The organism is Rhodococcus sp. WB1, from assembly GCF_001700945.1.
GTDB lineage: Bacteria > Actinomycetota > Actinomycetes > Mycobacteriales > Mycobacteriaceae > Rhodococcus > Rhodococcus aetherivorans.
On record NZ_CP015529.1, the window covers coordinates 133,396 to 153,348 of the forward strand.

18 protein-coding genes are annotated in these 19,953 nt (G+C 69.0%); 4 read left to right on the top strand and 14 right to left on the bottom strand.

The window, feature by feature from the left end:
• Positions 1 to 16: 16 nt before the first annotated feature.
• From A4U64_RS00660 to A4U64_RS00720, 13 genes are all read right to left on the bottom strand, one after another.
• Positions 17 to 424: a carboxymuconolactone decarboxylase family protein gene (locus A4U64_RS00660; RefSeq protein WP_065921978.1), complete on the bottom strand. Its 408-nt coding sequence runs from the start codon at positions 422 to 424 to the stop codon at positions 17 to 19.
• Positions 421 to 2,001, bottom strand: coding sequence for a long-chain-fatty-acid--CoA ligase (locus tag A4U64_RS00665; protein WP_065921979.1), 1,581 nt, complete (start codon positions 1,999 to 2,001; stop codon positions 421 to 423). The genes A4U64_RS00660 and A4U64_RS00665 overlap by 4 nt, the downstream gene beginning before the upstream one ends.
• 40 nt (positions 2,002 to 2,041) lie before the next feature.
• Complete coding sequence (locus tag A4U64_RS00670) at positions 2,042 to 2,689, bottom strand: CoA transferase subunit B (RefSeq protein WP_065921980.1); 648 nt, start codon at positions 2,687 to 2,689, stop codon at positions 2,042 to 2,044.
• Positions 2,686 to 3,450, bottom strand: a complete 765-nt coding sequence (locus A4U64_RS00675; protein WP_006939916.1) for a CoA transferase subunit A — start codon at positions 3,448 to 3,450, stop codon at positions 2,686 to 2,688. The genes A4U64_RS00670 and A4U64_RS00675 overlap by 4 nt, the downstream gene beginning before the upstream one ends.
• A 97-nt stretch (positions 3,451 to 3,547) precedes the next feature.
• Positions 3,548 to 4,141, bottom strand: coding sequence for an RBBP9/YdeN family alpha/beta hydrolase (locus A4U64_RS00680; RefSeq protein ID WP_029546440.1), 594 nt, complete (start codon positions 4,139 to 4,141; stop codon positions 3,548 to 3,550).
• Between the two features lie 51 nt (positions 4,142 to 4,192).
• Positions 4,193 to 5,524, bottom strand: a complete 1,332-nt coding sequence (locus A4U64_RS00685; protein ID WP_006939914.1) for an MFS transporter — start codon at positions 5,522 to 5,524, stop codon at positions 4,193 to 4,195.
• 175 nt (positions 5,525 to 5,699) lie between these two features.
• Complete coding sequence (locus A4U64_RS00690) at positions 5,700 to 6,752, bottom strand: 3-keto-5-aminohexanoate cleavage protein (protein WP_006939913.1); 1,053 nt, start codon at positions 6,750 to 6,752, stop codon at positions 5,700 to 5,702.
• A 42-nt stretch (positions 6,753 to 6,794) separates the two neighbouring features.
• Positions 6,795 to 7,694, bottom strand: coding sequence for a TauD/TfdA dioxygenase family protein (locus A4U64_RS00695; protein WP_065921981.1), 900 nt, complete (start codon positions 7,692 to 7,694; stop codon positions 6,795 to 6,797).
• 64 nt (positions 7,695 to 7,758) lie between these two features.
• Positions 7,759 to 8,733, bottom strand: coding sequence for a quinone oxidoreductase family protein (locus A4U64_RS00700; RefSeq protein WP_065923373.1), 975 nt, complete (start codon positions 8,731 to 8,733; stop codon positions 7,759 to 7,761).
• A gap of 479 nt (positions 8,734 to 9,212) precedes the next feature.
• Positions 9,213 to 11,999, bottom strand: a complete 2,787-nt coding sequence (locus A4U64_RS00705; protein ID WP_065921982.1) for a cation-translocating P-type ATPase — start codon at positions 11,997 to 11,999, stop codon at positions 9,213 to 9,215.
• 28 nt (positions 12,000 to 12,027) lie between these two features.
• Positions 12,028 to 12,828, bottom strand: coding sequence for a polyphosphate kinase 2 (gene ppk2, locus A4U64_RS00710; protein ID WP_084648575.1), 801 nt, complete (start codon positions 12,826 to 12,828; stop codon positions 12,028 to 12,030).
• Positions 12,829 to 13,260: 432 nt separating this feature from the next.
• Positions 13,261 to 14,304 (bottom strand): YeiH family protein, encoded by a 1,044-nt coding sequence (locus A4U64_RS00715; RefSeq protein ID WP_065921984.1) that lies wholly within the window; start codon positions 14,302 to 14,304, stop codon positions 13,261 to 13,263.
• Between the two features lie 56 nt (positions 14,305 to 14,360).
• A complete protein-coding gene (locus tag A4U64_RS00720; RefSeq protein ID WP_065921985.1) occupies positions 14,361 to 15,398 on the bottom strand; it encodes an AraC family transcriptional regulator in 1,038 nt (345 codons plus the stop codon).
• A gap of 390 nt (positions 15,399 to 15,788) precedes the next feature.
• Here A4U64_RS00720 and A4U64_RS00725 point away from each other — a divergent pair, with 390 nt between their 5' ends.
• From A4U64_RS00725 to A4U64_RS00740, 4 genes are read left to right on the top strand one after another with little or no spacing between them, the layout of a single operon-like run.
• A complete protein-coding gene (locus tag A4U64_RS00725; RefSeq protein ID WP_065921986.1) occupies positions 15,789 to 16,286 on the top strand; it encodes a methylated-DNA--[protein]-cysteine S-methyltransferase in 498 nt (165 codons plus the stop codon).
• A complete protein-coding gene (locus A4U64_RS00730; protein ID WP_065921987.1) occupies positions 16,273 to 16,764 on the top strand; it encodes an RNA polymerase sigma factor in 492 nt (163 codons plus the stop codon). The genes A4U64_RS00725 and A4U64_RS00730 overlap by 14 nt, the downstream gene beginning before the upstream one ends.
• On the top strand, positions 16,761 to 17,348 hold the full coding sequence (locus tag A4U64_RS00735; protein WP_065921988.1) for a methylated-DNA--[protein]-cysteine S-methyltransferase: 588 nt from the start codon (positions 16,761 to 16,763) through the stop codon (positions 17,346 to 17,348). Before A4U64_RS00730 ends, A4U64_RS00735 begins: the two co-directional genes overlap by 4 nt.
• A complete protein-coding gene (locus A4U64_RS00740; protein ID WP_084648576.1) occupies positions 17,345 to 18,208 on the top strand; it encodes a DNA-3-methyladenine glycosylase family protein in 864 nt (287 codons plus the stop codon). Before A4U64_RS00735 ends, A4U64_RS00740 begins: the two co-directional genes overlap by 4 nt.
• On the opposite strand, the gene A4U64_RS00745 is transcribed toward A4U64_RS00740, so the two are convergent.
• The gene (locus tag A4U64_RS00745; protein ID WP_065921989.1) at positions 18,187 to 19,734 is read right to left on the bottom strand and encodes a bifunctional 3'-5' exonuclease/DNA polymerase; all 1,548 of its coding nucleotides are present in this window, start codon (positions 19,732 to 19,734) and stop codon (positions 18,187 to 18,189) included. The two genes, A4U64_RS00740 and A4U64_RS00745, sit on opposite strands and share 22 nt — an antisense overlap.
• Positions 19,735 to 19,953: the final 219 nt, after the last annotated feature.

Sequence of the window (19,953 nt, forward strand, 5' to 3'; positions counted from 1 at the left end):
CGGGAGCGGCGTTGTGTCAGGCGTGCCCGGCACGGTCCGATTCGGGCACCCGACCCTGGGAGGACAGTTCCTCGAGGAGGAGGGGCACGCCGATGTTCAGCGAGTGGATGCCGATGGTGGTCGCGAGCTTCAGGACTTCGACGATCTCGCGGGCGGTGACGCCCAGATCGAGTGCGGCTCGTATGTGTCGCCGCAGCCCGGGAGCGTACATGTGGGTGCAGGAGGCATCGACGGCGATGCACAGCAACTGGACGACCTGCGGTGAGAGCACGCCGCTCTGGTACGGCTGCATCGTCGCCGTCAGGTAATGCTCGGTCCATTCGGGATCGAGTTCCTCGATCCCGTCCCACAGCGGGTTCCAGGTGCCCTCCGCCTTCATGCGGTCGACGATGGAAGGAGCCGCACGGGGCGTGTGGGCGGTCATCGGCCGCGAACCTGGTCGACGACGGCCGAGACCAGCTCGCGCTTGAGGATCTTTCCGGTGGCGGTCATGGGCAGGGCCGTGGTGAATTCGACGGACCGGGGGTACTTGTAGCCGGCCATCTGGTCCTTGCACCAGTCGATCAGCTCCGTCTCGGTGATCCGTGCACCCGGTTCGAGGATGACGAATGCCTTGACTTCTTCGCCGTGCCGTTCGTCCGGGACGCCCACGACGGCTGCGAGCGAGACCGCGGCGTGCGTCATCAGTACTTCCTCGATCTCTCGGGGGTAGACGTTGAATCCGCCGCGGACGATGAGATCCTTGGCCCGGTCGACGATGTAGTAGAAGCCGTCCTCGTCGCGCCGTGCGAGATCGCCTGTGCGGAACCAGCCGTCGCGCATCACCTCGGCGGTGGCGTCGGGCCGGCCGAGGTAGCCCTTCATCACGTTGTGGCCGCGGAGTGCGAGCTCCCCGACCTGGTCGTCGCCGAGAACGGGGTTCCAATGCTCGTCGACGAGCTTGGCCTCGATGCCCCAGACCGGAACACCGATCGAGCCGGGGCGGGGGTCGCGTTCGGGGTCGCTGAAGACCGCCAGCGGCGAGGTTTCGGACAGACCGTAGCCCTCGAGAATCCGCACGCCGAAGCGGCGTTCGAACTGGGCGTGGATCTCCACGGGCAGCGCGGCGCCACCGGAGATCGCGCGCCGCAGGGAGCGGGAGATGCGGTCGACGTCGACGGTGTCGTCGACCGCGCCGAGCAGAGCCCAGTACATGGTCGGCACCCCGGCGAAGACGGTGATGTCCTCGCCGACCATGAGCTCGAGCGCCGCCTTCGCGTCGAACCGCGGCAGGAGCACGAGGGTGGCGCCGACCGACAGGCCGGCATTCATCGTCACGGTCTGGCCGAAGGAATGGAACAGTGGCAGGGTGAGCAGGTAGGTGTCCGGGCGCAGCGGGGTGCTGTCGAACAACCGGTTGGCGGTCAGGGCATTGAGCAGCATGTTCGCGTGCGTCAGTTCCGCGCCCTTCGGCCGGCCGGTGGTGCCGCTGGTGTAGAGGATCACCGCGGTATCGCCGGGCTCGCGAACGACGGTGTCGAATGTGTCCGGACGGGTCTCGACGGCCCGGGCGAGGGTGCCGACGCCGGGGATCGGCGACGACGTGTCCGGGTCCGCGGTGAGGAGAATCATCTCGCGGCATCCGGCGGCGTTGTCGAATCCGGCACGGCCGTATTCGCCCATGGGCAGGTCGTCGGTGCCCTCGAAGCAGAAGTAGAGGGCGGCACCGGAATCGTCGAGATGGTAGGTGATCTCGCGCGGCTTGAGCAGGATGTTCAACGGCACGACGATCGCGCCGGCCTTGAGGATCCCGTAGTAGACGGCGGGGAACTGCGGGATGTTCGGGCACGAGAGCGCGACCTTGTCGCCGGGGCCGATGCCCCGGGCGGCGAGCAGGTTCGCCACCTGGTTGGCCAGGGCGTCGAGGTGGGCGTAGGTGAGGCGTTCCGTGCCGAAGACCAGTGCGACGCGATCGGGGTAGCGACGGACGGAGTCTTCCAGTAGTACGGAGAGATTGAGCACGAGAGTGTGTCCTGTCGTTGTGACGAGGGAGACGGTGGAGTCAGCCCAGGGGTGCGTCGGTGGCGGCGCGGACCTGCTCGGCGGTGACGCCGGGTGCGCACTCGACCAGCACCAGTCCGGTGTCGGTGACGTCGAGGACGGCGAGGTCGGTGATGATCCGCTGCACCACGGCCTCCCCGGTGAGCGGCAGGGTGCACCGCTCGACAATCTTCGATGCGCCGGTCTTGTCGGTGTGCTCCATCAGCACGATGACCGTGCGGGCGCCGTGGACGAGGTCCATCGCCCCGCCCATGCCCTTGACCATCTTGCCCGGCACCATCCAGTTCGCCAGATCCCCGGTGGCGGAGACCTGCATCCCACCGAGCACCGCGGTGTCGATGTGCCCGCCGCGGATCATCCCGAACGAGATGGCCGAGTCGAAGAACGCCGCACCGGGGTGGACGGTGATCGTTTCCTTGCCGGCGTTGATCAGGTCCGGATCGACGGCGTCCTCGGTCGGGTAGGGGCCCGTCCCCAGGATCCCGTTCTCCGAATGCAGCGTGACCCGCACGCCCTCGGGCAGGAAGTTCGGAATCAGCGTCGGCAGCCCGATGCCGAGATTGACGTACTGCCCCGGCGTGAGTTCCTGCGCGGCGCGGGCCGCCATCTCGGTACGTGACCAGCCGAGGGTGTCGATCACTGCGGTCATGCTCGGGCCTCCTTGGCGGCGCGCACGGTGCGCTTCTCGATCTGCTTGTCCTGCATTCCGGTGTGCACGATGCGGTCGACGAAGATTCCCGGAAGGTGCACCTGGTCCGGGTCGATCTCGCCGGGTTCGACGAGCTGTTCGACCTGGGCGATGCAGATCTTCCCGGCCATCGCGGCCAGCGGGTTGAAGTTCATCGCGGCCTTGTTGAACACCAGGTTGCCCTCGGTGTCGCCGCGCAGCGCATGGACCAGGGCGAAGTCCGCGGTGATCGATTCTTCGAGCACGTACCGCCTGCCGCGGAACTCGCGGATCTCCTTCGGCGGCGACGCGAGTGCGACGGATCCGTCCGCGTGGTAGCGCCACGGCAGCCCGCCCTGCGAGACGGGGGTGCCGACCCCGGCGGGAGTGAAGAACGCCGGGATGCCGGCGCCGCCGGCACGCATCTTCTCCGCCAGGGTGCCCTGCGGGGTCAGCTCCACCTCGAGTTCACCGGAGAGGTACTGACGGGCGAACTCCTTGTTCTCCCCCACATAGGAGGCGGTGACGCGGCGGATCCGCTTGTCGCCGAGCAGGATTCCCAGTCCGTGCCCGTCGACGCCGCAGTTGTTGGAGAACACCTCGAAATCGGTGCCCTTCCCCTCCGCGAGCGCCGCGATCAGCTCGTCCGGGATGCCTGACAGGCCGAAACCTCCGACCGCGAGCGAGGCACCGGACGGGATGTCGGCGACGGCCTCGGCCGCAGTTGTGTAGATCTTGCTCAATTTCTTTCTCCGTACTGGCGCAGGACGCGCGATGCAGGGGGCGTGTGGCTGGCGTGAGGGGCGGGCCGGCGACCTCGAGTCGTGGCCCGCCCCGGAATCAGCACCGCGCTGCGGCGGATGCTGCGGTGTGCTCGATCAGTTCCTGCAGCAGCTCCTCGGCGCGCGGCCAATATCCGTAGCCGGCGGCGGGATTCAGGTGCCCGACGTTGCCGAGGTCGACCAGCCGGCTGCCCCACAGCTCGGCCATGCCGGTCACACGGCGGTAGCAGGCGAGTGGATCGTTGCGGCTTGCTGCGACGACACTCGGGAACGGCAGCCTCCGGCGAGGGATGGGGTTCCAGCCGCCACGGTCGAGGTCTTCGCCGGAGGGGTAGCCGGCGGGCAGCGGCAACTCCAGGTCCGCCGGGGTCGCCAGGAGGGCGCCCTGGATCGGCCGGGTGGGGTTCTGGGCCCAGTGGACTGTGGTCATGACTCCGGCGCTGTGGGCGACGAGCACGACCGGGCCGGAGATGTCGTTCAGGACGGTGTCGAGAGCGGCGACGCGGGCGGCACGGTCGAGCTTGTCGTGCTCGAGCGGGGGCACGGTGCGCGCGTCGTCGAGGCGTTCGGCGAGCAGGGTCTGCCAGTGGTCCGCGACGTGGTCTCGCAGACCCGGCACTATCACCACGGTCGGAGAGGTGGGGCTGTTCAAGATCGGCTCCAGGAGCTTGTTCGAAGTGACGGGGAAGCAGGAGTGTCTGCCTCAGCGGGCGACGGGAGTGCTCAGTGCGAGGAGTTTGCGCAGTCCCGCAGGATGGAGGCGCTTGCCGGCCAGCAGCGCGGCGATGGCAGCGAGGTAGACCAGGGGCGACAGCTGCAGCGCCTCTCGCAAGCCGAGCCGATCGGCGAGGATGCCGACGACGAACGGGCCGAGGGCGAGACCGAGCAGGTTGTTGGCGACGGTGAGCGTGCCCATCGCGGACGCGCGCACCGACGTGTGGGTCAGGTTCGCGACCATCGCTGCGGTTGGACCCGAGGAGCCGGCGGAGAAGAAGGCACCGATTCCGATGAGCACAAGCTGGGCGGGGCCGGCCTCGAGCCGGAAGGCGGTAAGCAGGCACACCAGCGCGATGATGCAGAAGACGACGGCAGCGGTCCACTTGCGGGTGATGTCGTGGCGGCCGAGGCGGTCGGTGATGATGCCGCAGACGACCATGCCACTGCCGACGAGAAGTACGACGATCGAGGCGGCGGCTCCGGCCTTGTCCGGGGCGAGGCCGTAGTACCGGTTGAAGTAGCTCGGAGTCCACGACAGCAGCACTGCGGCGGTGAATATCTGCAGTCCGCCACCGATGTAGGCGAACAGCACTGCCGGATTGGTGAACAGGCTCGACACCGGGGCGCGAAAGCCGTCGGGTGGGGTTGCGGTCTGCCTCGGGTGTTCGTCGGCGGCGTTCTCGGCGAGCCTGCGTTCGGTGACGAGCGTCCGGAACAGCGCAACCAGGATCAGGCCGAAGACCGCCATGGCCGCGAACGACCATCGCCAGCTCAGGTGCACGGCGATCACTCCGCCGAGGGCGACGCCGATCACCGACCCGAACGATCCGCCGGCCATGAAGGCGCCGCTGAGTGAGGCGTGCACCCGCGGGGCGAATACACTCAGCACCACCGCGATGCCCACGCTGCCGTAGGCGGCTTCGCCGACGCCGACGAGGAATCTGGCACCGAGCATCTGCTCGAAGTTGGAGGCGACCGCACAGAGCAGGGTGGCCGCGCTCCACAACACGGCCATGAGCACGAGGCTCTTGACCCGGCCCCACCGGTCCGCGAGCAGCGACAACGGCAGGGTGAGCAGGCCGACCATGAGGGCGACGATGCTGGTGAGGGAAGCGAGCTGTGAATCAGACAGGGCCCATTCGCTTTTCAGGAACGGGAAGACGGCGCTGAGGACCTGTCGGGACATGTAGTCCGAGAGCAGCAGCCCGAAGGTCAGGGCGAAGACGATCCACGGGTACGTCCGTGAGCGCGTGTGGGGGCGGGGACCGGCGGCCGGTGTGCCGGTCGGATTCTCCACGGGGGAGGTGGGCAGTCCCATGGGAACTCCTGTGGGCGAGGGTGGCGGTGAATGCGGAGGAACGACCGCGAGGAGGACAGAACGAGACGTCGTGGGCCTCTCCCGTGGCACCGCCACGGGAGAGGTGGCACCCACGGCCGGGGCACGCACGGTGCTGTGTGCGTGCCCCTCCGGGGAGGTGTCCGGTGTGCCTGGCTCAGGCGTGCTGGGTGAAGCCGCGCTGGCCGGGCTTGCGGTTGGGTGCGAAGCCGACCTTGGCGAGGGTCTCGTCGGCGTCGGCGTAGCGCTCGTCGAGCTTGTAGATCTCGCGGGCCTCCTTGCCGGTGGCCACCTGCCGGCCGAGTTCACCGGCGATGCGCACGAGCTGTTCGATCTGCTGGACCGAGGTCATCTTCTCCTTGGTCGGCGTCCACAGGGTGTCCTCGTTGCCGACCCGGCAGTGCAGGCCCATCGCGATTGCCATGGTGTTGATCGGCAGTACCGACCGCATCAGGGTCTCGAGGGTCAGCACCGCGCCGTCGGGGGTGCGGCGGATGAACTCCATCATGTTGTAGGGGTTGGGGCCGTCGAACCCACCGCCGATACCGACCCAGGTCACCATCAGCGGGCCGGTGTAGACGCCACGGCGGATCAGCCGTTCGACGGTTTCGAGCTGCGGGATACTCGAGAGCTGGAAGTGCGGCTGGATACCCTTGGCCTGCAAGCGCTTCAGGTGCTCTTCGACCCATTCCGGGCCGGCCGGGACGACCATCTCACGGTACGCCTCCCACACCTCGGGACGCTCGAAGGAGGTACCGCGGATGTCGTCGGGGGTCATCAACTCCACGATGTTCATCTGGCTGGTGTTGATGGCGATGGTGACCTGATCCGGGGCTGGATCGAGCTCGGCCAGCATGTGGCGGGCGTCGTCCGAGAGCCACTTGGCGTCGGCGCCCTCCCCCTCGGGGGCGAACGAGATCGACCCACCGACCTGCAGGATCATGTCGGGCACGGCCTCACGCAACCGGCCGAGCAGCTCGTTGAACTTCGACAGCCGCTTGGAGCCCTTGCCGTCGAGTTCACGCACGTGGATGTGCAGGACGGTCGCGCCGGCGTCGTAGCAGTCCACCGCCTGCTGGACGTGCTCGTCCATGGTCAACGGCAGGTCCTCGCGGAAGTCGTCGAGTTCCCATTCCGGGCCGTACGGCGCGGCGGTGATGACCAGTTTCTCCTGGTTCTCGGGGAACAGGGAATCGTCGAGGAAGTGCATCTGTGGTCTCCGTTTCAGAGTCGATGAGGAAGGAAGAGGAAGTCAGAAGGGGCGGTCGCCGATGATCCCGGCGCGTTCCATCTTGCGTACGGCGGGCCAATAGTCCTGCACCGCATAGTGTTGGGTGGAACGGTTGTCCCAGATGGCGATGCTGTTCTTCGTCCACCGCCAGCGCACCTGGTACTCGGGGATCGCGGCCTGGCTGATCAGGTACTGCAGCAGATTGCCGGCGCCGGGGGCGTAGTCGATCCCGAACCGGACATTGTCGGGGGTGTGGTAGTTGACCAGGTGCGTGGCAAAGGCGTTGACGAACAGGATCTTCTCGCCGGTCTCGGGGTGGGTGCGCACCACCGGGTGCTCCGCGTCCGGGTACCGCGCATGCAGCTGATGGCGCTGTTCCATCGGCAGGGCGGCACCGAAGCTCGCCTCGATGCTGTGCCGGGCCCGCAGTCCGGCGACCTGTTCCTTCACCGGCGCGGGCAGCCGCCGGTACGCCTCGGCCATGTTCACCCAGACGGTATCGCCACCGACCGGCGGCGTCTCCACGCACCGCAGCACGCACCCCATGGGCGGGTTCTGCCGCCATGTGGCGTCGCAGTGGTAGGCGTTCTCGTAGTGCTCGGGCGGGCTGTCGACGTCCTTGTAGATCCGCACCAGGCCAGGGTTGTCGGGGTCGCTGCCGACCATCGGGTGATCCTCGAGCGGACCGAACCGTTCGGCCAGCGCCACATGCTCGGCGCGAGTGATGTCCTGGTCGCGGAAGAAGAGCACCTTGTGTTCGAGCAGGAGCGCGTGCAGCTGCTCGAACAGCGCATGGTCACGCGAAACCTCCCCGAGGTCGACGTCGAACAGCTCGGCGCCGATGGTGCAGGTGAGCGGTTCGACGCGGAACTCCCGCGTGGTGGCCGTGGTCGTCTCCGACAGCCGGGTGGTGGTAGTCATGACAGATCCTTCGTGGGTGGTGGGATGGCGGTGGCGTCCGGAGCAACATCCCGCCCGGCCGGGGTCAGAGGGTGAAGACCGACGAGCCGATGCTGCGACCGGCTTCGAGATCGTGGTGGGCGCGGACCGCGTCTTCGAGTGCATACCGCTGGTTGATCTCGATCGCGATCTTCCCGGTGGCGACGTGGGAGAACAGCTCTCCGGCGAGTTCGGCGCGCTCGGCCGGGTCGGCGATGTAGTCCGCGAGCGCCGGACGGGTCACGAACAACGATCCCTTGACCGCGAGCTGCATTGCGTCGATCGGGGGAATGGGCCCGGAGGCGGTACCGAAGCAGACCAGCAGACCGCGGCGCGCCAGCGAATCGAGGGAGGTCGGGTACGTCGTCTTGCCGATGCTGTCGTACACCACGGGAACGCCGGCGCCGTCCGTCAGTTCCCGCACTCGCTTCGCGACGTCCTCCTGCGTGTAGATCACGACGTGATCGCACCCGTGGGCGCGCGCTGTCTCGGCCTTCTCCTCGCTCGAGACCGTCCCGATCACGTTGATTCCCAACAACTTCGCCCACTGAGTGAAGATCAGGCCCACGCCTCCCGCCGCCGCGTGCAGCAGCACGGTGTCCCCGGCCTTCAGCGGGTGGATGCGGCGCAGCAGATAGGCGGTGGTCAAGCCGCGCATGGTCATCGCCGCGGCGGTGTCGAACCCGATGGCATCGGGCAAGGGGATCAGGTGTTCGGCGGGCATCACGCGCTCGGTGCTGTAGGCGCCGAGCGGGCTGCCGGTGTAGGTCACCCGATCGCCTTCCCGCACGTGCGCCACGTCCGGTCCGACGGCCTCGACCACGCCGGCGGCTTCGACACCCATGCCGGCCGGCAGGGGGGCGGGGTACAGGCCGGTGCGGAAGTACGTGTCGGCGAAGTTGAGACCCACGGCCTCATGCCGGATCCGGACCTCGCCCGGGCCGGGGTCTCCGACCTCGACGGCTTCCCACCGCATGACCTCGGGGCCACCGGTTTCGTAGAAGCGGACGGCTTTTGCCACAGTCTTCTCCTTGTCGCGCCTGCCGGCCCGTTCCACCGGGCAGGCTCGGCGTCTTGATGTTTCTCGGGATGTAATTGCTTCCCGCTGTACGGGATCCGGGCTGTCGAGGGCACGTTGCCGTGCTCGACTGCGGTCGGTGTTCCGGCGGGAGGAGGTGGGCGATGTCGCGGCCGTGGCCGACGTTCCCTCTCCCCAACCGGCTCTGTGTGATGGACCTAACAGTAGTGGAGTGCATGCCCGAATGCTTATCCCTGAGGGACGTAATTCTGTTCATTTGGGGACATGCCCTGTGCACTGGGGAAGGCTCCCGGTCCGGGCGGCTCACCACATCCGGCCTCATCGATCGGATCAGGTCGACGTGGGCCGCGAATCCGGTGAGGAATCAGCGCGTCCCGGGCCGGTTCCAGGGGACGGCGCAGCAGGCCGACAGCCCCACCGGTGTGGACTACCGAACCGGCTCGTGCCCGCCGGAGTCGACGTCAGTGCGTACCGGCTCGTTGCGGGCCGACCGCGGCCTCGGGCGGAAGCAGTGCCGGCGGTCCCGATCGACGGCGGCGCAGCGCCTTCTCCGCTTCGACGACGATCGGGACGATCAGTGCCCAGCCGAGGCAGGCGAGCCACTGGCCTCCGGTCAGCGACGTGGTCATCAGAAGTTCTTGGAGGAAGCCGATTTCGACGGCGAATACGGTGACCACGACGGGAATCGACAGGATCTTCAGCGCCCCGAGTATCGGGGCCTCCAGGCCGGATTCCGGATCGCGGCGCATGACGAGTCCGGCGAGAACGGATCCGAACGACAGCACCACGAATGCTGTCGTCATGGGGACGTTCGCTTCGGTGGTGCTCATCTCGCCCGGGGCGAGGAGCATCGCGGCGAGGGTAACGGCGAACTGCAGGATGCCGTAGGCCAGCCACTGCGTGAACGCCCTCCGGTTGGCGATGGGCAGCTTCGGATCGCGGGGCGCTTTGTTCATCAGGTCGGGCGCCGGCGGGTCGAGCATGATGACGGCGACCGGGAACAGAGTGATGAAGAAGTGCTGGAACAGCACCATCAGCGGGGTGAGTGCGACGCCGTCGTTGATGTCGAAGATGCTCGCGACGAGGAACAGCAGAACCAGTGAGAACAGTTTCGACATCTGGTAGCGGATGTAGGAGACGATCTTGTCGTAGATGTTGCGGCCAAGGCGGATCGCGCTGATCAGGGTCCCGAAGTTGTCGTCGGTGAGGACCATCTTGCCGGCCTGTTTGGTGACTTCGCTGCCCGATCCCATGGCGACACCGATGTCGGCCTTCTTCAGCGCGGCGGCGTCGTTGACGGCGTCGCCGGTCATCGCCACGACCGCGCCGGTCTTCTGCATGACGTCGGCGAGGCGGAGTTTGTCCTGCGGGGTGACGCGACCGAACACGTGCAGGTCGGGCAGGGCAGCCGACAGTTCCTCGTCGGTCATGGCCTGCAGTTCGGTGCCACCGATCGCGCCCGGTCCGAGGCCGAGTTCGGCGGCGATGGCGGATGCGGTGATCGCGTGGTCTCCGGTGATCATTCGGACTTCGATGCCGGCCTCGTGGGCGGTGCGCACGGCATCGATTGCCTCCGGCCGGAGTGGGTCGATGATGCCGACCATACCGACGAACGTGAGGTCCTCGACGAACGACATGGGGTCGGCTTGCACAGCCTGCTCCTGCCCGTCGAGCACGCGTGCTGCGAACGCCAGGACGCGCAGGCCCTTCTCGGACATGGCCTGGTTCGCCGCGATCAGTTCCTGCCGGACGTCGCCGATCGGTACCGCCTGCCGGCCGGGACGGAAGGCGTTCGTGCACCGCGCGAGAACGACGTCCGGTCCGCCCTTGACCAGTTCCACGAATCGGGTGGTGCCGTCGACCGGTAGATGGTGGAACGTCGCCATGAACTTGTACGCGGAGTCGAACGGCACGGCGGCGACGCGGGGATACGTCCGCCGGGTCTGGGGAGCGTCGACGCCGACCTTCGCTGCGAGCACCACCAGGGCGGCCTCGGTGGGATCGCCGACCACCTGTCCGGAGTCGGAGACGGTGGCGTCGCTGTCGAGGCACAGCCCGTAGGCGAGCAGGGTGAAGTCGGGGGCCGACTCGCCCGCGACGTGGGTGACGCGCCCCGACTTGCTGTATCCCTCACCGTCGACGCTGTACCAGCGGCAATGGAAGTACAGTGATCGCACGGTCATCTGGTTCATGGTCAGCGTGCCGGTCTTGTCGGAGTTGATCGCGCTGGTGGCGCCGAGGGTCTCGACGTCGGTGAGGTTCTTCACGACGGCCTTCGCCTCGGCCAGCTGGCGGGCGCCGTAGGCGAGCATGGCCTGGACGAACGTCGGCAGGCCGGTCGGGATCGCGGAGACGCCCATGGAGATGCCCAGCAGCAAGACCGTGGTCACGCTCTGTCCGCGGATCACTCCGAGGACGACGATGAGGGCGACCGCGGTCCACGCGATGATGCCGAGCACCTTGGTGAGCGAATTCAGTTCGCGTTGCAGCGGCGACTTGCTCGGCGTGACGGCCGAGAGCATCGAGGCGATGCGGCCCATCTGGGTGTGCATGCCGGTTTCGGTGACCACCATGGTGGCGGTGCCGCGCGTGACCGAGGTGTTCTGGAAGACCATGTTGCTGCGATCGCCGAGGGGGACGTCGGCGGCGCCGAGGGTCTGGGGATCCTTCGGGACGGGGGCGCTTTCGCCCGTCAGTGCCGCCTCCTGCGTCTCGAGGGTGGCCGAGGTGAGCAGTCGGCCGTCCGCGGGGACGATGTCGCCCGCCTCGAGCTGCACGACATCGCCCGGCACCAGGTCGGTGGCGGCGAGCTGAACCAGTGTCCCGTCACGGGTCACCCGCGCCTGCGGGGTCTGCATCTTCGCCAGTGCGTCGACGCTGGCGCGGGCCTTCAACTCCTGCCGGGTGCCCAGGACCACGTTGAGTCCGACGAGTACGGCAACGACGATCGCCGTGGGGATCTCCCCGATGACGACGCTGACGACCGCCACCGCGACCAGCATCAGGTTCATCAGGTCCTTCAGCTGGAGCAGCGCGAGCGCCCGTGCCGACGGTGCGGGTTCGGAGACGATGCTGTTGGACCCGTAGCGTCGTCGACGCTCGCCCGCCTCGTCGCTCGTCAGTCCGGTCTGCGTGTCGGTGGCCAGTGCGGACACCACGACGTCGGCCCTCTGGGCGTGCCACGTCGTGTGCGTTTGCCCCGTAGCGGGGATGTCCGACCGTTTCGGCGTGCGTTCTGTCGAGGCCATGGCTGACAGGTCCTTCCCGGCGCGGATGTCAGTAGGGAGTGGGGATCCAGTGCAGCGGTGGTGTCGTCACCCGGTAACCGTCGGGCTTCTGCCGCGCCGGGAGGGTGATGTCGTGAACTTCCAGGGGCTCGTAGGGGATCTTGCTCAGCAGATGGCTGATGATGTTGAGCCGTCCGCGCTTCTTGTCGTCGTTGTCGGCGACGTACCACGGTGCCCAGCCGGTGTCGGTGAACCGGAACATCTCGTCCCGCGCCCGTGAGTAGTCGTACCACCGGCTGTACGACTGCAGATCGAGGTCCGACAGCTTCCAGATCTTGCGCGGATCGTCGATCCGGCTCTGCAAACGTGCGGCCTGTTGCTCCTCGCTCACCTCGAGCCAGTACTTCAGCAGGATTACACCCGACTCCACGATTGCGCGTTCGACCGCCGGAACGAGCTGGAGGAAGTGGCGCGAGTCCTCCTCGGTGCAGAAGCCCATCACCCGTTCGACGCCGGCGCGGTTGTACCAGCTGCGGTCGAAGATCACGACCTCTCCACCGGCGGGCAGATGCGGCAGATACCGCTGCACATACATCTGCGTCTTCTCCCGCTCGGTCGGTGCGGGCAACGCGACCACGCGGAACACCCGCGGGCTCACCCGCTCGGTGATCGCCTTGATGACCCCACCCTTCCCGGCGGTGTCGCGCCCCTCGAACACGACGCAGATCTTCGCGCCCGACGCCTTCACCCATTCCTGCACCGCGACGAGTTCGGCGTGGAGCGGTCTGAGCAGACGCCGGTACTCTTTGTTCTTCATCGGTGGGGTGAACTCGACAGTCGGCGCGTGCAATTCGCCGGTATCGGCACGAGGCTGCGGCCCGTGCTTCGCGTCCCTGTACGCCGTGCCCTTCTTCTTCGATTTCGAAGATGCGGATTTCGATCCCACAGCTGTATCTCCTGCCACCAGGAATCCGATGCGATCAAACCCGGGACCGGCCCGGGGCCTTTCCGGTCCGACGTCGAGTTCTCGAGTCCTGCACCGGGGGTGCGGACGATGCGTATGAATCGAGGGGGTATCGCCGGACGTCGCGCTCGCGTGTTCCGTCGATGGCGTGCATGGGTGGGATTCTCCTCCCCACCCCGCCCGATTGGCCGCGTTTCGCGGCAGGACGGTCGGCGCTGTGCCGATTTCGAGGAGCTGTGCCGATTTCGCGGAGCGGCGGGGTGCCTCCTGCCCTCGTTCCTGCGACCCTGCTCGGTGCCGGTCACCGGACGGGTTCGCTCATCCGAACAGCAGGATTCCCGTGAGTGCGAGGGCCGAGACCCATGCCGTGGATGCGGCGGCGAGGGCGAAGGGCCGCCAGCCCACGCCTCGGAGGACGTCGATGCGTACGCCGGTCCCGAGCGCGAACATGGCGGCGGTGAGCAGCGCGGTCTGCGCGAGTCGAGCCGACCCGAGGACCTGATCAGGGAGCAGACCGGTGGCGCGCAGGGCCACGCAGCCGAGGAAGCCGAGCAGGAACAGCGGCACCAGCGGTGGGCGCCGCGTGTCGGCCTGCGTGGCGGTGACGCGGCGCGAGGCCACGCCGATCCAGGCGATCACGGGCGCGAGCAGCGCGACCCGGGCGAGTTTGACCGTCACCGCCACCGTGAGAGCGGTCGCTCCGGCCGCACCGGCACCGTGGGCGTCGATGGCCCCGCCGGCGGCCACGACCTGCGCCACCTCGTGGATCGCGGCGCCGGCCCACACGCCTGCCCGAGTGTGGTCGAGCCCGAGCGCGGACGCCGCGAGCGGGAGGCCGGGGATCATCGCAGTGCCGAAGACGACCACCAGTGCGACGGCGGTGACCACCTCCTGCTTCCGGGCCTCGACGACCCCGTCCGCGGCTGCGACGGCGGCCGCTCCACAGATCGAGAATCCGCACGCGATGAGCAGTCGCTGCGTCCAGCCGAGACCGAGGATCCGGCCCAGTGCCATGGTTCCGGCGATGCCGCAGGACACGACGGCGACGACGATGCCGAGCACGCCCCAGCCGAGGTCCAGGACGTCGGTGACCAGGAGCTGAAGTCCCAGGAGCGCGACTCCGACGCGGAGCAACCGCCGGGAAGCCACGGTGATGCCCGGTTCGGTGACGGTCGGCAACCTCGTGGTGTTGGCCAGCAGTGCACCGGCGAGAATCGCGATCAGCAGGGGGCTGAGGCCGTCGACGAGTGCCGACGCAGCGAGCGCAGCCGCGGCACCCGCGCCGCAGAGAACGAGTCCGGGGACGGGCGTGCGCAGGCGAACCGAGACCGGCGGTGCGGGCGTGGTGGGGGATACGGCCATGGTGCCCAGCCTGACGGCTCCCGGGTCGGGCGGATAGACCGTGTTTCCGCATCACGTCATATCGATTCGATATGACGCACCCGGTGCTGATCCGACGACGATTCTCCGGCGCGCCACCGGCTGGGGGTGCACCCGAAGCGCTTCCGGAACCAGCGCGAGAAGCTGCTGGGCGAGGAGAATCCGAGCAGGTCGGAGACTTCGGTCAGGGAGTAGCGCCGGTTGCCGACCATGTGCCCGGCCAGTTCGGCGCGGACCGAATCCAGGAGCGACGAGAAGGTGTGGCCTTCCTCGGCGAGTCTGCGGTGCACCGTCCTGCGGTCCACCCCCAGGCTGCGAGCGACCTGCTCGATCGAGCAACGACCGGTGGGAAGCAGGAGTTCGATCAGTTCGCGGACACGATTGAGCGTCGTCGCCTCGCGTGTGGCGTGCATCGAGTCCAGGAGTTGTTGGGTGTAGGGCCGCAACAGCGGATCGGACATCGTATTGGGGGCGTCGAGATCTTTGGCATAGAGGGTGATTCCGTCGAAGTCCTGCTCGAATTCGACGACGGGTCCGAAGAGTCGGAGGGGAGTGCGCATGCTGCGCGGAGCCGGATGGGAGAACGACACGGTGACGGGCTGCCAGGCCGGCCCGAGAAAGCCTTGCAGCAACCGGTGCAGAACTCCGACGGCGAGTTCGACAGATTGGCGGAAGATCCCCGGCTGCCCCAGGTCGAGGGTGAGTCGGAGGGTTGCGACACCGCCGTGCTCGTTCAGGCGGATGCGCAGGGCTTCGTTGTACATGTGCTCGTGGCGCATGAGGACCTTCAGGGCGCTGCGGACGTCCGGTTCCTCCCGGATGACCAGGCTCAGCGGGCCGAGGTTGGAGAATCGCCGGCGCTCGGCGAGGGCGAGGCCGAAGTCGTCCCGGCCGGACTCGGCGGCGGAGCGTTCGAGCAACTCGGCGATCGCCGCCGCCGGCACCCAGCGGTCCTGCAGGCTCAGGCTGGCCGGGTCCAGGCCCGCGCTCCTGGCGAGAGAGGCGGGATTCAAGCCCAGCGAGTGGGCGAGCTCGACGTAGTTGTTCAGTGAGGCATAGCGTGCGAGAGGCTTCAACTGCCGCTTCCTGTCCCGAATCGATAAGCCACGCGACGAGTGATGACGACTATATCGGCGTCGACCGGGAGGCTCGACGCCGCGACCGCGGGTTCGCCCGGCCCCGGGACGGGGCCACGCCCGCCGAGACGGGAAGAAAGAAAAAGGACCGGCACGTCCGGTCGCCTCACGGCGACAGGCGCAATGCAGCTCCAGCCGGACGGAACTCTGCAAAGGCAAAACAACTGAGCCCGGGGGACACGGAGCGTGCCGATCCGAACTCTTCAACACCGCCCCCGTCCCCGATATTCCATCCCCGCCCGGGTGAACTGCATCTCCGATCGCTGGTTTCTCACAATTCTCTCCGCCGATGCGTCTACCTCGTATACGCCGGATGGAAGGATCAACCCCGTGAACGCGACGCGAACCCACACGGTCGTCGACTCACCGATCGGACCGCTGACCCTGGTGCGGACGGACGGAGCACTCAGTGGCCTGTACCTCGCCGAACACCGGCACCGGCCCGGCCCGCGCACCTTCGGAGACGTCGCGGCGACCGGTTTCGAGGAGGTCACCGAGCAGCTCGCCGAGTACTTCGCCGGGCACCGCACCGAGTTCACCGTGCCCCTGGCACTGCACGGCACCGCCTTCCAGCTCCGCGTCTGGCAGGCGCTGCGGACCGTCGCATACGGCACGGTGTGCACCTACACGGACCTGGCCGCCGCCGTCGGGCACCCCACGGCCGTGCGGGCGGTCGCCGCCGCGAACGGCCGCAACCCCGTCAGCATCGTCGTGCCGTGTCACCGCGTGATCGGCCGCGACGGCAGCCTCACCGGATATGCCGGGGGTCTCGCCCGCAAGCGCTACCTGCTCGACCGGGAGGCGCAGGTGACCCATGCCGTCCCCTGACCCGCTGCCGCCGTTCGAGCGGGTCGTCGCCGAGCACGGCGCCACCGTCCTGCGAGTGTGCCGCGCGCTGCTCGGTCCGGTCGACGCCGACGACGCGTGGTCCGAGACGTTCCTCGCCGCGCTGCGCGCCTACCCGGCGCTGCGTCCGGGCAGCAACGTCGAGGCGTGGCTCGTCACGATCGCGCACCGCAAGGCCGTCGACGTCCACCGTGCCCGGGCGCGGACCCCGGTGCCCGTCGCCGCCCTGCCGGAACACCCCCTCGCCTCCGGGATGCCCGAGCCCGACGACGACCTGTGGTCGGCGGTGGCCGCGCTGCCGTTCACTCAGCGCGCCGCCGTCGTCTACCACCACGTCGTCGGCCTGCCCTACGCCGAGATCGCCGCGATCCTCGGCAACTCCACCGACGCCGCGCGCCGCGCCGCCGCCGACGGCCGGGCCGCGCTGCGCCGCCGCTACCCGACGGAGGAACCGTCATGACGCTCGAATCGTCGCCTGTCGATGCTGCCGACCTGACGCGCCTGCACGCGCGGCTGATCCTCGACGCCGAGGCCGCCGACCTGCTCGACGTCGCCTACCGGATCGTCGACACCCCCGTGGGACCGCTGCTGCTCGCCGCCACCCCCGCCGGCCTCGTGCGCGTCGCCTACGCCGCCGAGGATCACGAGGCGGTCCTCGCCCGGCTCGCCGCCGACATCAGCCCGCGCATCCTCGCCGCGCCCGCCCGGCTCGACGACGCCGCCCGCCAGCTCGACGAGTACTTCCGCGGCGCCCGCACCGCGTTCGACCTGCCGCTCGACCTGCGCCTGGCCCGGGGCTTCCGCCGCGAGGTCATCACGCACCTGCCGCGCATCGGCTACGGCCGTACCGCCAGCTACGCCGAGGTGGCGGCCGTGGCCGGCAGCCCGCGTGCCGTCCGGGCGGTGGGTACGGCGTGCGCGCGGAATCCGTTACCCGTCGTCCTGCCGTGCCACCGGGTGGTGCGCAGCGACGGAGACCTCGGCAGGTACGTGGGCGGCGTGGACGCCAAACGCATGCTGTTGCGGCTCGAGGCCGCGGCGTGAGCGTCGCCCTGCGGTTGACGGTGACCCCGCCGCTGGCCACCGCCCCGATGCTGGCGGCCCTGCGCAGCCACACCGTCGCCGGTCTCGAACGACACGACGCGGCCACCGGCACGCACGTGCGGTCGGTGCGGGTCCGGCACGGCCCGGCGGTGGTCGCGATCCGGCCCCGGCCGGAAGCCGAGCACGTGCCCGTCCGGATCGACGCGGACCGCCGCGACCTGCCCGAGGTCGAGCAGTTGGTCCGGCGGTGGCTGGACCTCGACGCCGAGCCTGCCGTGATCGACGCGGCGCTCGGCGCCGATCCGCAGCTGGCCCCGATGGTGGCGGCCCGGCCGGGACTGCGCGTGCTCGGGACGACGGACTGGTTCGACACCGCCGTGCAGACCGTGCTGGGCCAGCAGGTCAGCGTCGCCGCCGCCGCCACGTTCGCCGGCCGGCTCGTCGCCCGCTACGGCGATCCGGGATCCGGTGCTATGCGCTGCTTTCCGACCCCGGAGCGGCTCGCCGCCGCGGATGCCGACGAGGTGCAGGGGGCGGTGGGGCTCACCCGGGCACGGGTGCGGACCGTGCTGGCGCTCGCTCGCGCCGCGGCCGACGGGCTCGATCCGGCCGAACCGGTGCGGTTCCGTACCGATCTGGCGGCACTGCCCGGCATCGGGCCGTGGACCGTGGACTACCTCGCCGTCCGCGTCCTCGGGGACCGTGACGCGTATCCCGCCGGAGATCTGGTGCTGCGCAGGGCCCTCGGCGTGGGTTCTGCCCGCGAGGCGACGGCCCGGGCCCGGCAGTGGAGTCCGTGGCGGGCCTACGCCGCGTTCCACCTGTGGACGCACGCCGCCTACGGCTCGTCCTCGCCGTAACGTTCCCGTATCGAGACATGCATGGGGAAAAGCACTTTCGTGTCACCGAACAACAGCCGGGTCGCCGACTCCACCGCGGCGGACAGGTGCGCCGTCGCGGCCTCCGGGGTGCGGGTGTGCACCACGATCTCGTCGTGCTGGAAGAAGACGAGTTCGCCGGTGTCGTCGGCGGCCAGGCGCAGGCGCAGATCGGCCAGCACGCACAGCGCCCATTCGGCGGCCGTCGCCTGAACGACGAAGTTGCGGGTGAACCGCCCCCGCGCCCGCGCGTCGCCGTGCGCGAAGAAGTCGGCACCCGGCGGCGGGCACGCGCGGCCGAGCCACGAATGCACCACCTCACCGCGCTCGCCGGCACGTGCGGCGCGTTCCACGAACTCCACCGCCTCGGGAAAGCTCCTGCGCAGCAGGGTGAGCAGCGCACGTGACTCGCCGGCCGTCGCACCGTAGAGCACGCCGAGCACGGCCACCTTCGCCTTCGCCCGGTCACCGCCGAACGCGGCCGCAGCCACCGGTGCGTACAGGTCGTCGCCGCCCGCCGCCGCCGTCATCCGCGGGTCGCCGGACATCGCGGCCAGGATGCGCGGTTCGAGCTGGCCGGCGTCGGCGATCACGAAGACGTGCCCGGGCTCGGCGATCACGCTCGACCGCAGCGCCTTCGGGATCTGCAGGGCCCCGCCGCCGCGGCTCGCCCAGCGCCCGGACACCACGGCACCGGGCACATAGACCGGATGGAACCGCCCGCCGCGCACCCAGGTGTCGAGCCACTGCCACCCGTTGGTGCTGTGCAGCTTCGACAGATCCCGGTGCTGCAAGAGCAGCGGCACCGCCGGATGGTCGAGTTCGCGCAGCACCCATTTGCGGGTGGACGACAGGTCGATGCCTTCGCGTCGGAACGCCTCGAGAATTTCGGTGTGCGAGGCCGGATTCAGCGCACGGCCGAACACCTCGCCGATCCGTGCGTTCAGTTCGGTGATCCGGGGCGGCAGCCCGTCGTCGGCGGGACGCGGACCGAGGGTGCGCTCGAGCACGCGGCGGTGGGCGTCGGCGGAGAACGGCAACCCGTCGAAACCCATCTCCGCGGCGGCCAGCGTGCCCGCCGATTCGGCGGCGACGAGCAGTTCGAGCCGGGCATTGCCGGCGAGTTCGGTGCGCTGCCGCTCGAACTCGGCGAGCACGGTCTCGGGGTCGACGGTGGGGGCGACGTCGAACAGCCCGGGGCGCTCGTCGACCGGTTGTTGCTCCGGTGGTGCGGGAATCCCGGCGCGTACGTTCAGGATCGCGCGTGTGGACGCCAGATCGTGGCATCGGCGCACCCGGACCCCGGCGCGCAGCAGGGCGGGGTACACGGTCGCGGTGCCGGTCCAGATCCACCGCGGCGGGTCCGCCGCCTCGAGCGTCCGCGCGGCCGTCGCGAGGTCGTCGTGGTATTCGGCCGCGGCGAGCGGGCGTCCGTCGGCGCCGACCGGAACGGTCCATCCGCCGGGCGACTGCCCGCCGGCGGTGTCGGGAACCAGTACGGTGCGCACCCGTCCAGTCTGCACCGCCGTGCCGACACCGCCGGCGGACGGTCCCGTCCACCGTCGCCTCCGGACCCGCACGGTTACTCGGAAAGCAGGCCGGACTCCTCGAGCAGGTCGCCGATCTCCGTCGTCTCCAGCTTTGCGATCAGATTCTCACGCAACAGTTTCGGACAGGGAGGCGAGCCCGGCCCCGACGAACCATGCTGTCCTCTCGTCCACCTCTGT

What these genes read in the sequence shown, in the direction of transcription:
- A4U64_RS00660 (WP_065921978.1), bottom strand. Translation starts at nt 424, where the DNA reads ATGACCGCCCACACGCCCCGTGCGGCTCCTTCCATCGTCGACCGCATG.
- A4U64_RS00670 (WP_065921980.1), bottom strand. Translation starts at nt 2,689, where the DNA reads ATGACCGCAGTGATCGACACCCTCGGCTGGTCACGTACCGAGATGGCG.
- A4U64_RS00685 (WP_006939914.1), bottom strand. Translation starts at nt 5,524, where the DNA reads ATGGGACTGCCCACCTCCCCCGTGGAGAATCCGACCGGCACACCGGCC.
- A4U64_RS00690 (WP_006939913.1), bottom strand. Translation starts at nt 6,752, where the DNA reads ATGCACTTCCTCGACGATTCCCTGTTCCCCGAGAACCAGGAGAAACTG.
- A4U64_RS00695 (WP_065921981.1), bottom strand. Translation starts at nt 7,694, where the DNA reads ATGACTACCACCACCCGGCTGTCGGAGACGACCACGGCCACCACGCGG.
- A4U64_RS00705 (WP_065921982.1), bottom strand. Translation starts at nt 11,999, where the DNA reads ATGGCCTCGACAGAACGCACGCCGAAACGGTCGGACATCCCCGCTACG.
- A4U64_RS00715 (WP_065921984.1), bottom strand. Translation starts at nt 14,304, where the DNA reads ATGGCCGTATCCCCCACCACGCCCGCACCGCCGGTCTCGGTTCGCCTG.
- A4U64_RS00730 (WP_065921987.1), top strand. Translation starts at nt 16,273, where the DNA reads ATGCCGTCCCCTGACCCGCTGCCGCCGTTCGAGCGGGTCGTCGCCGAG.
- A4U64_RS00735 (WP_065921988.1), top strand. Translation starts at nt 16,761, where the DNA reads ATGACGCTCGAATCGTCGCCTGTCGATGCTGCCGACCTGACGCGCCTG.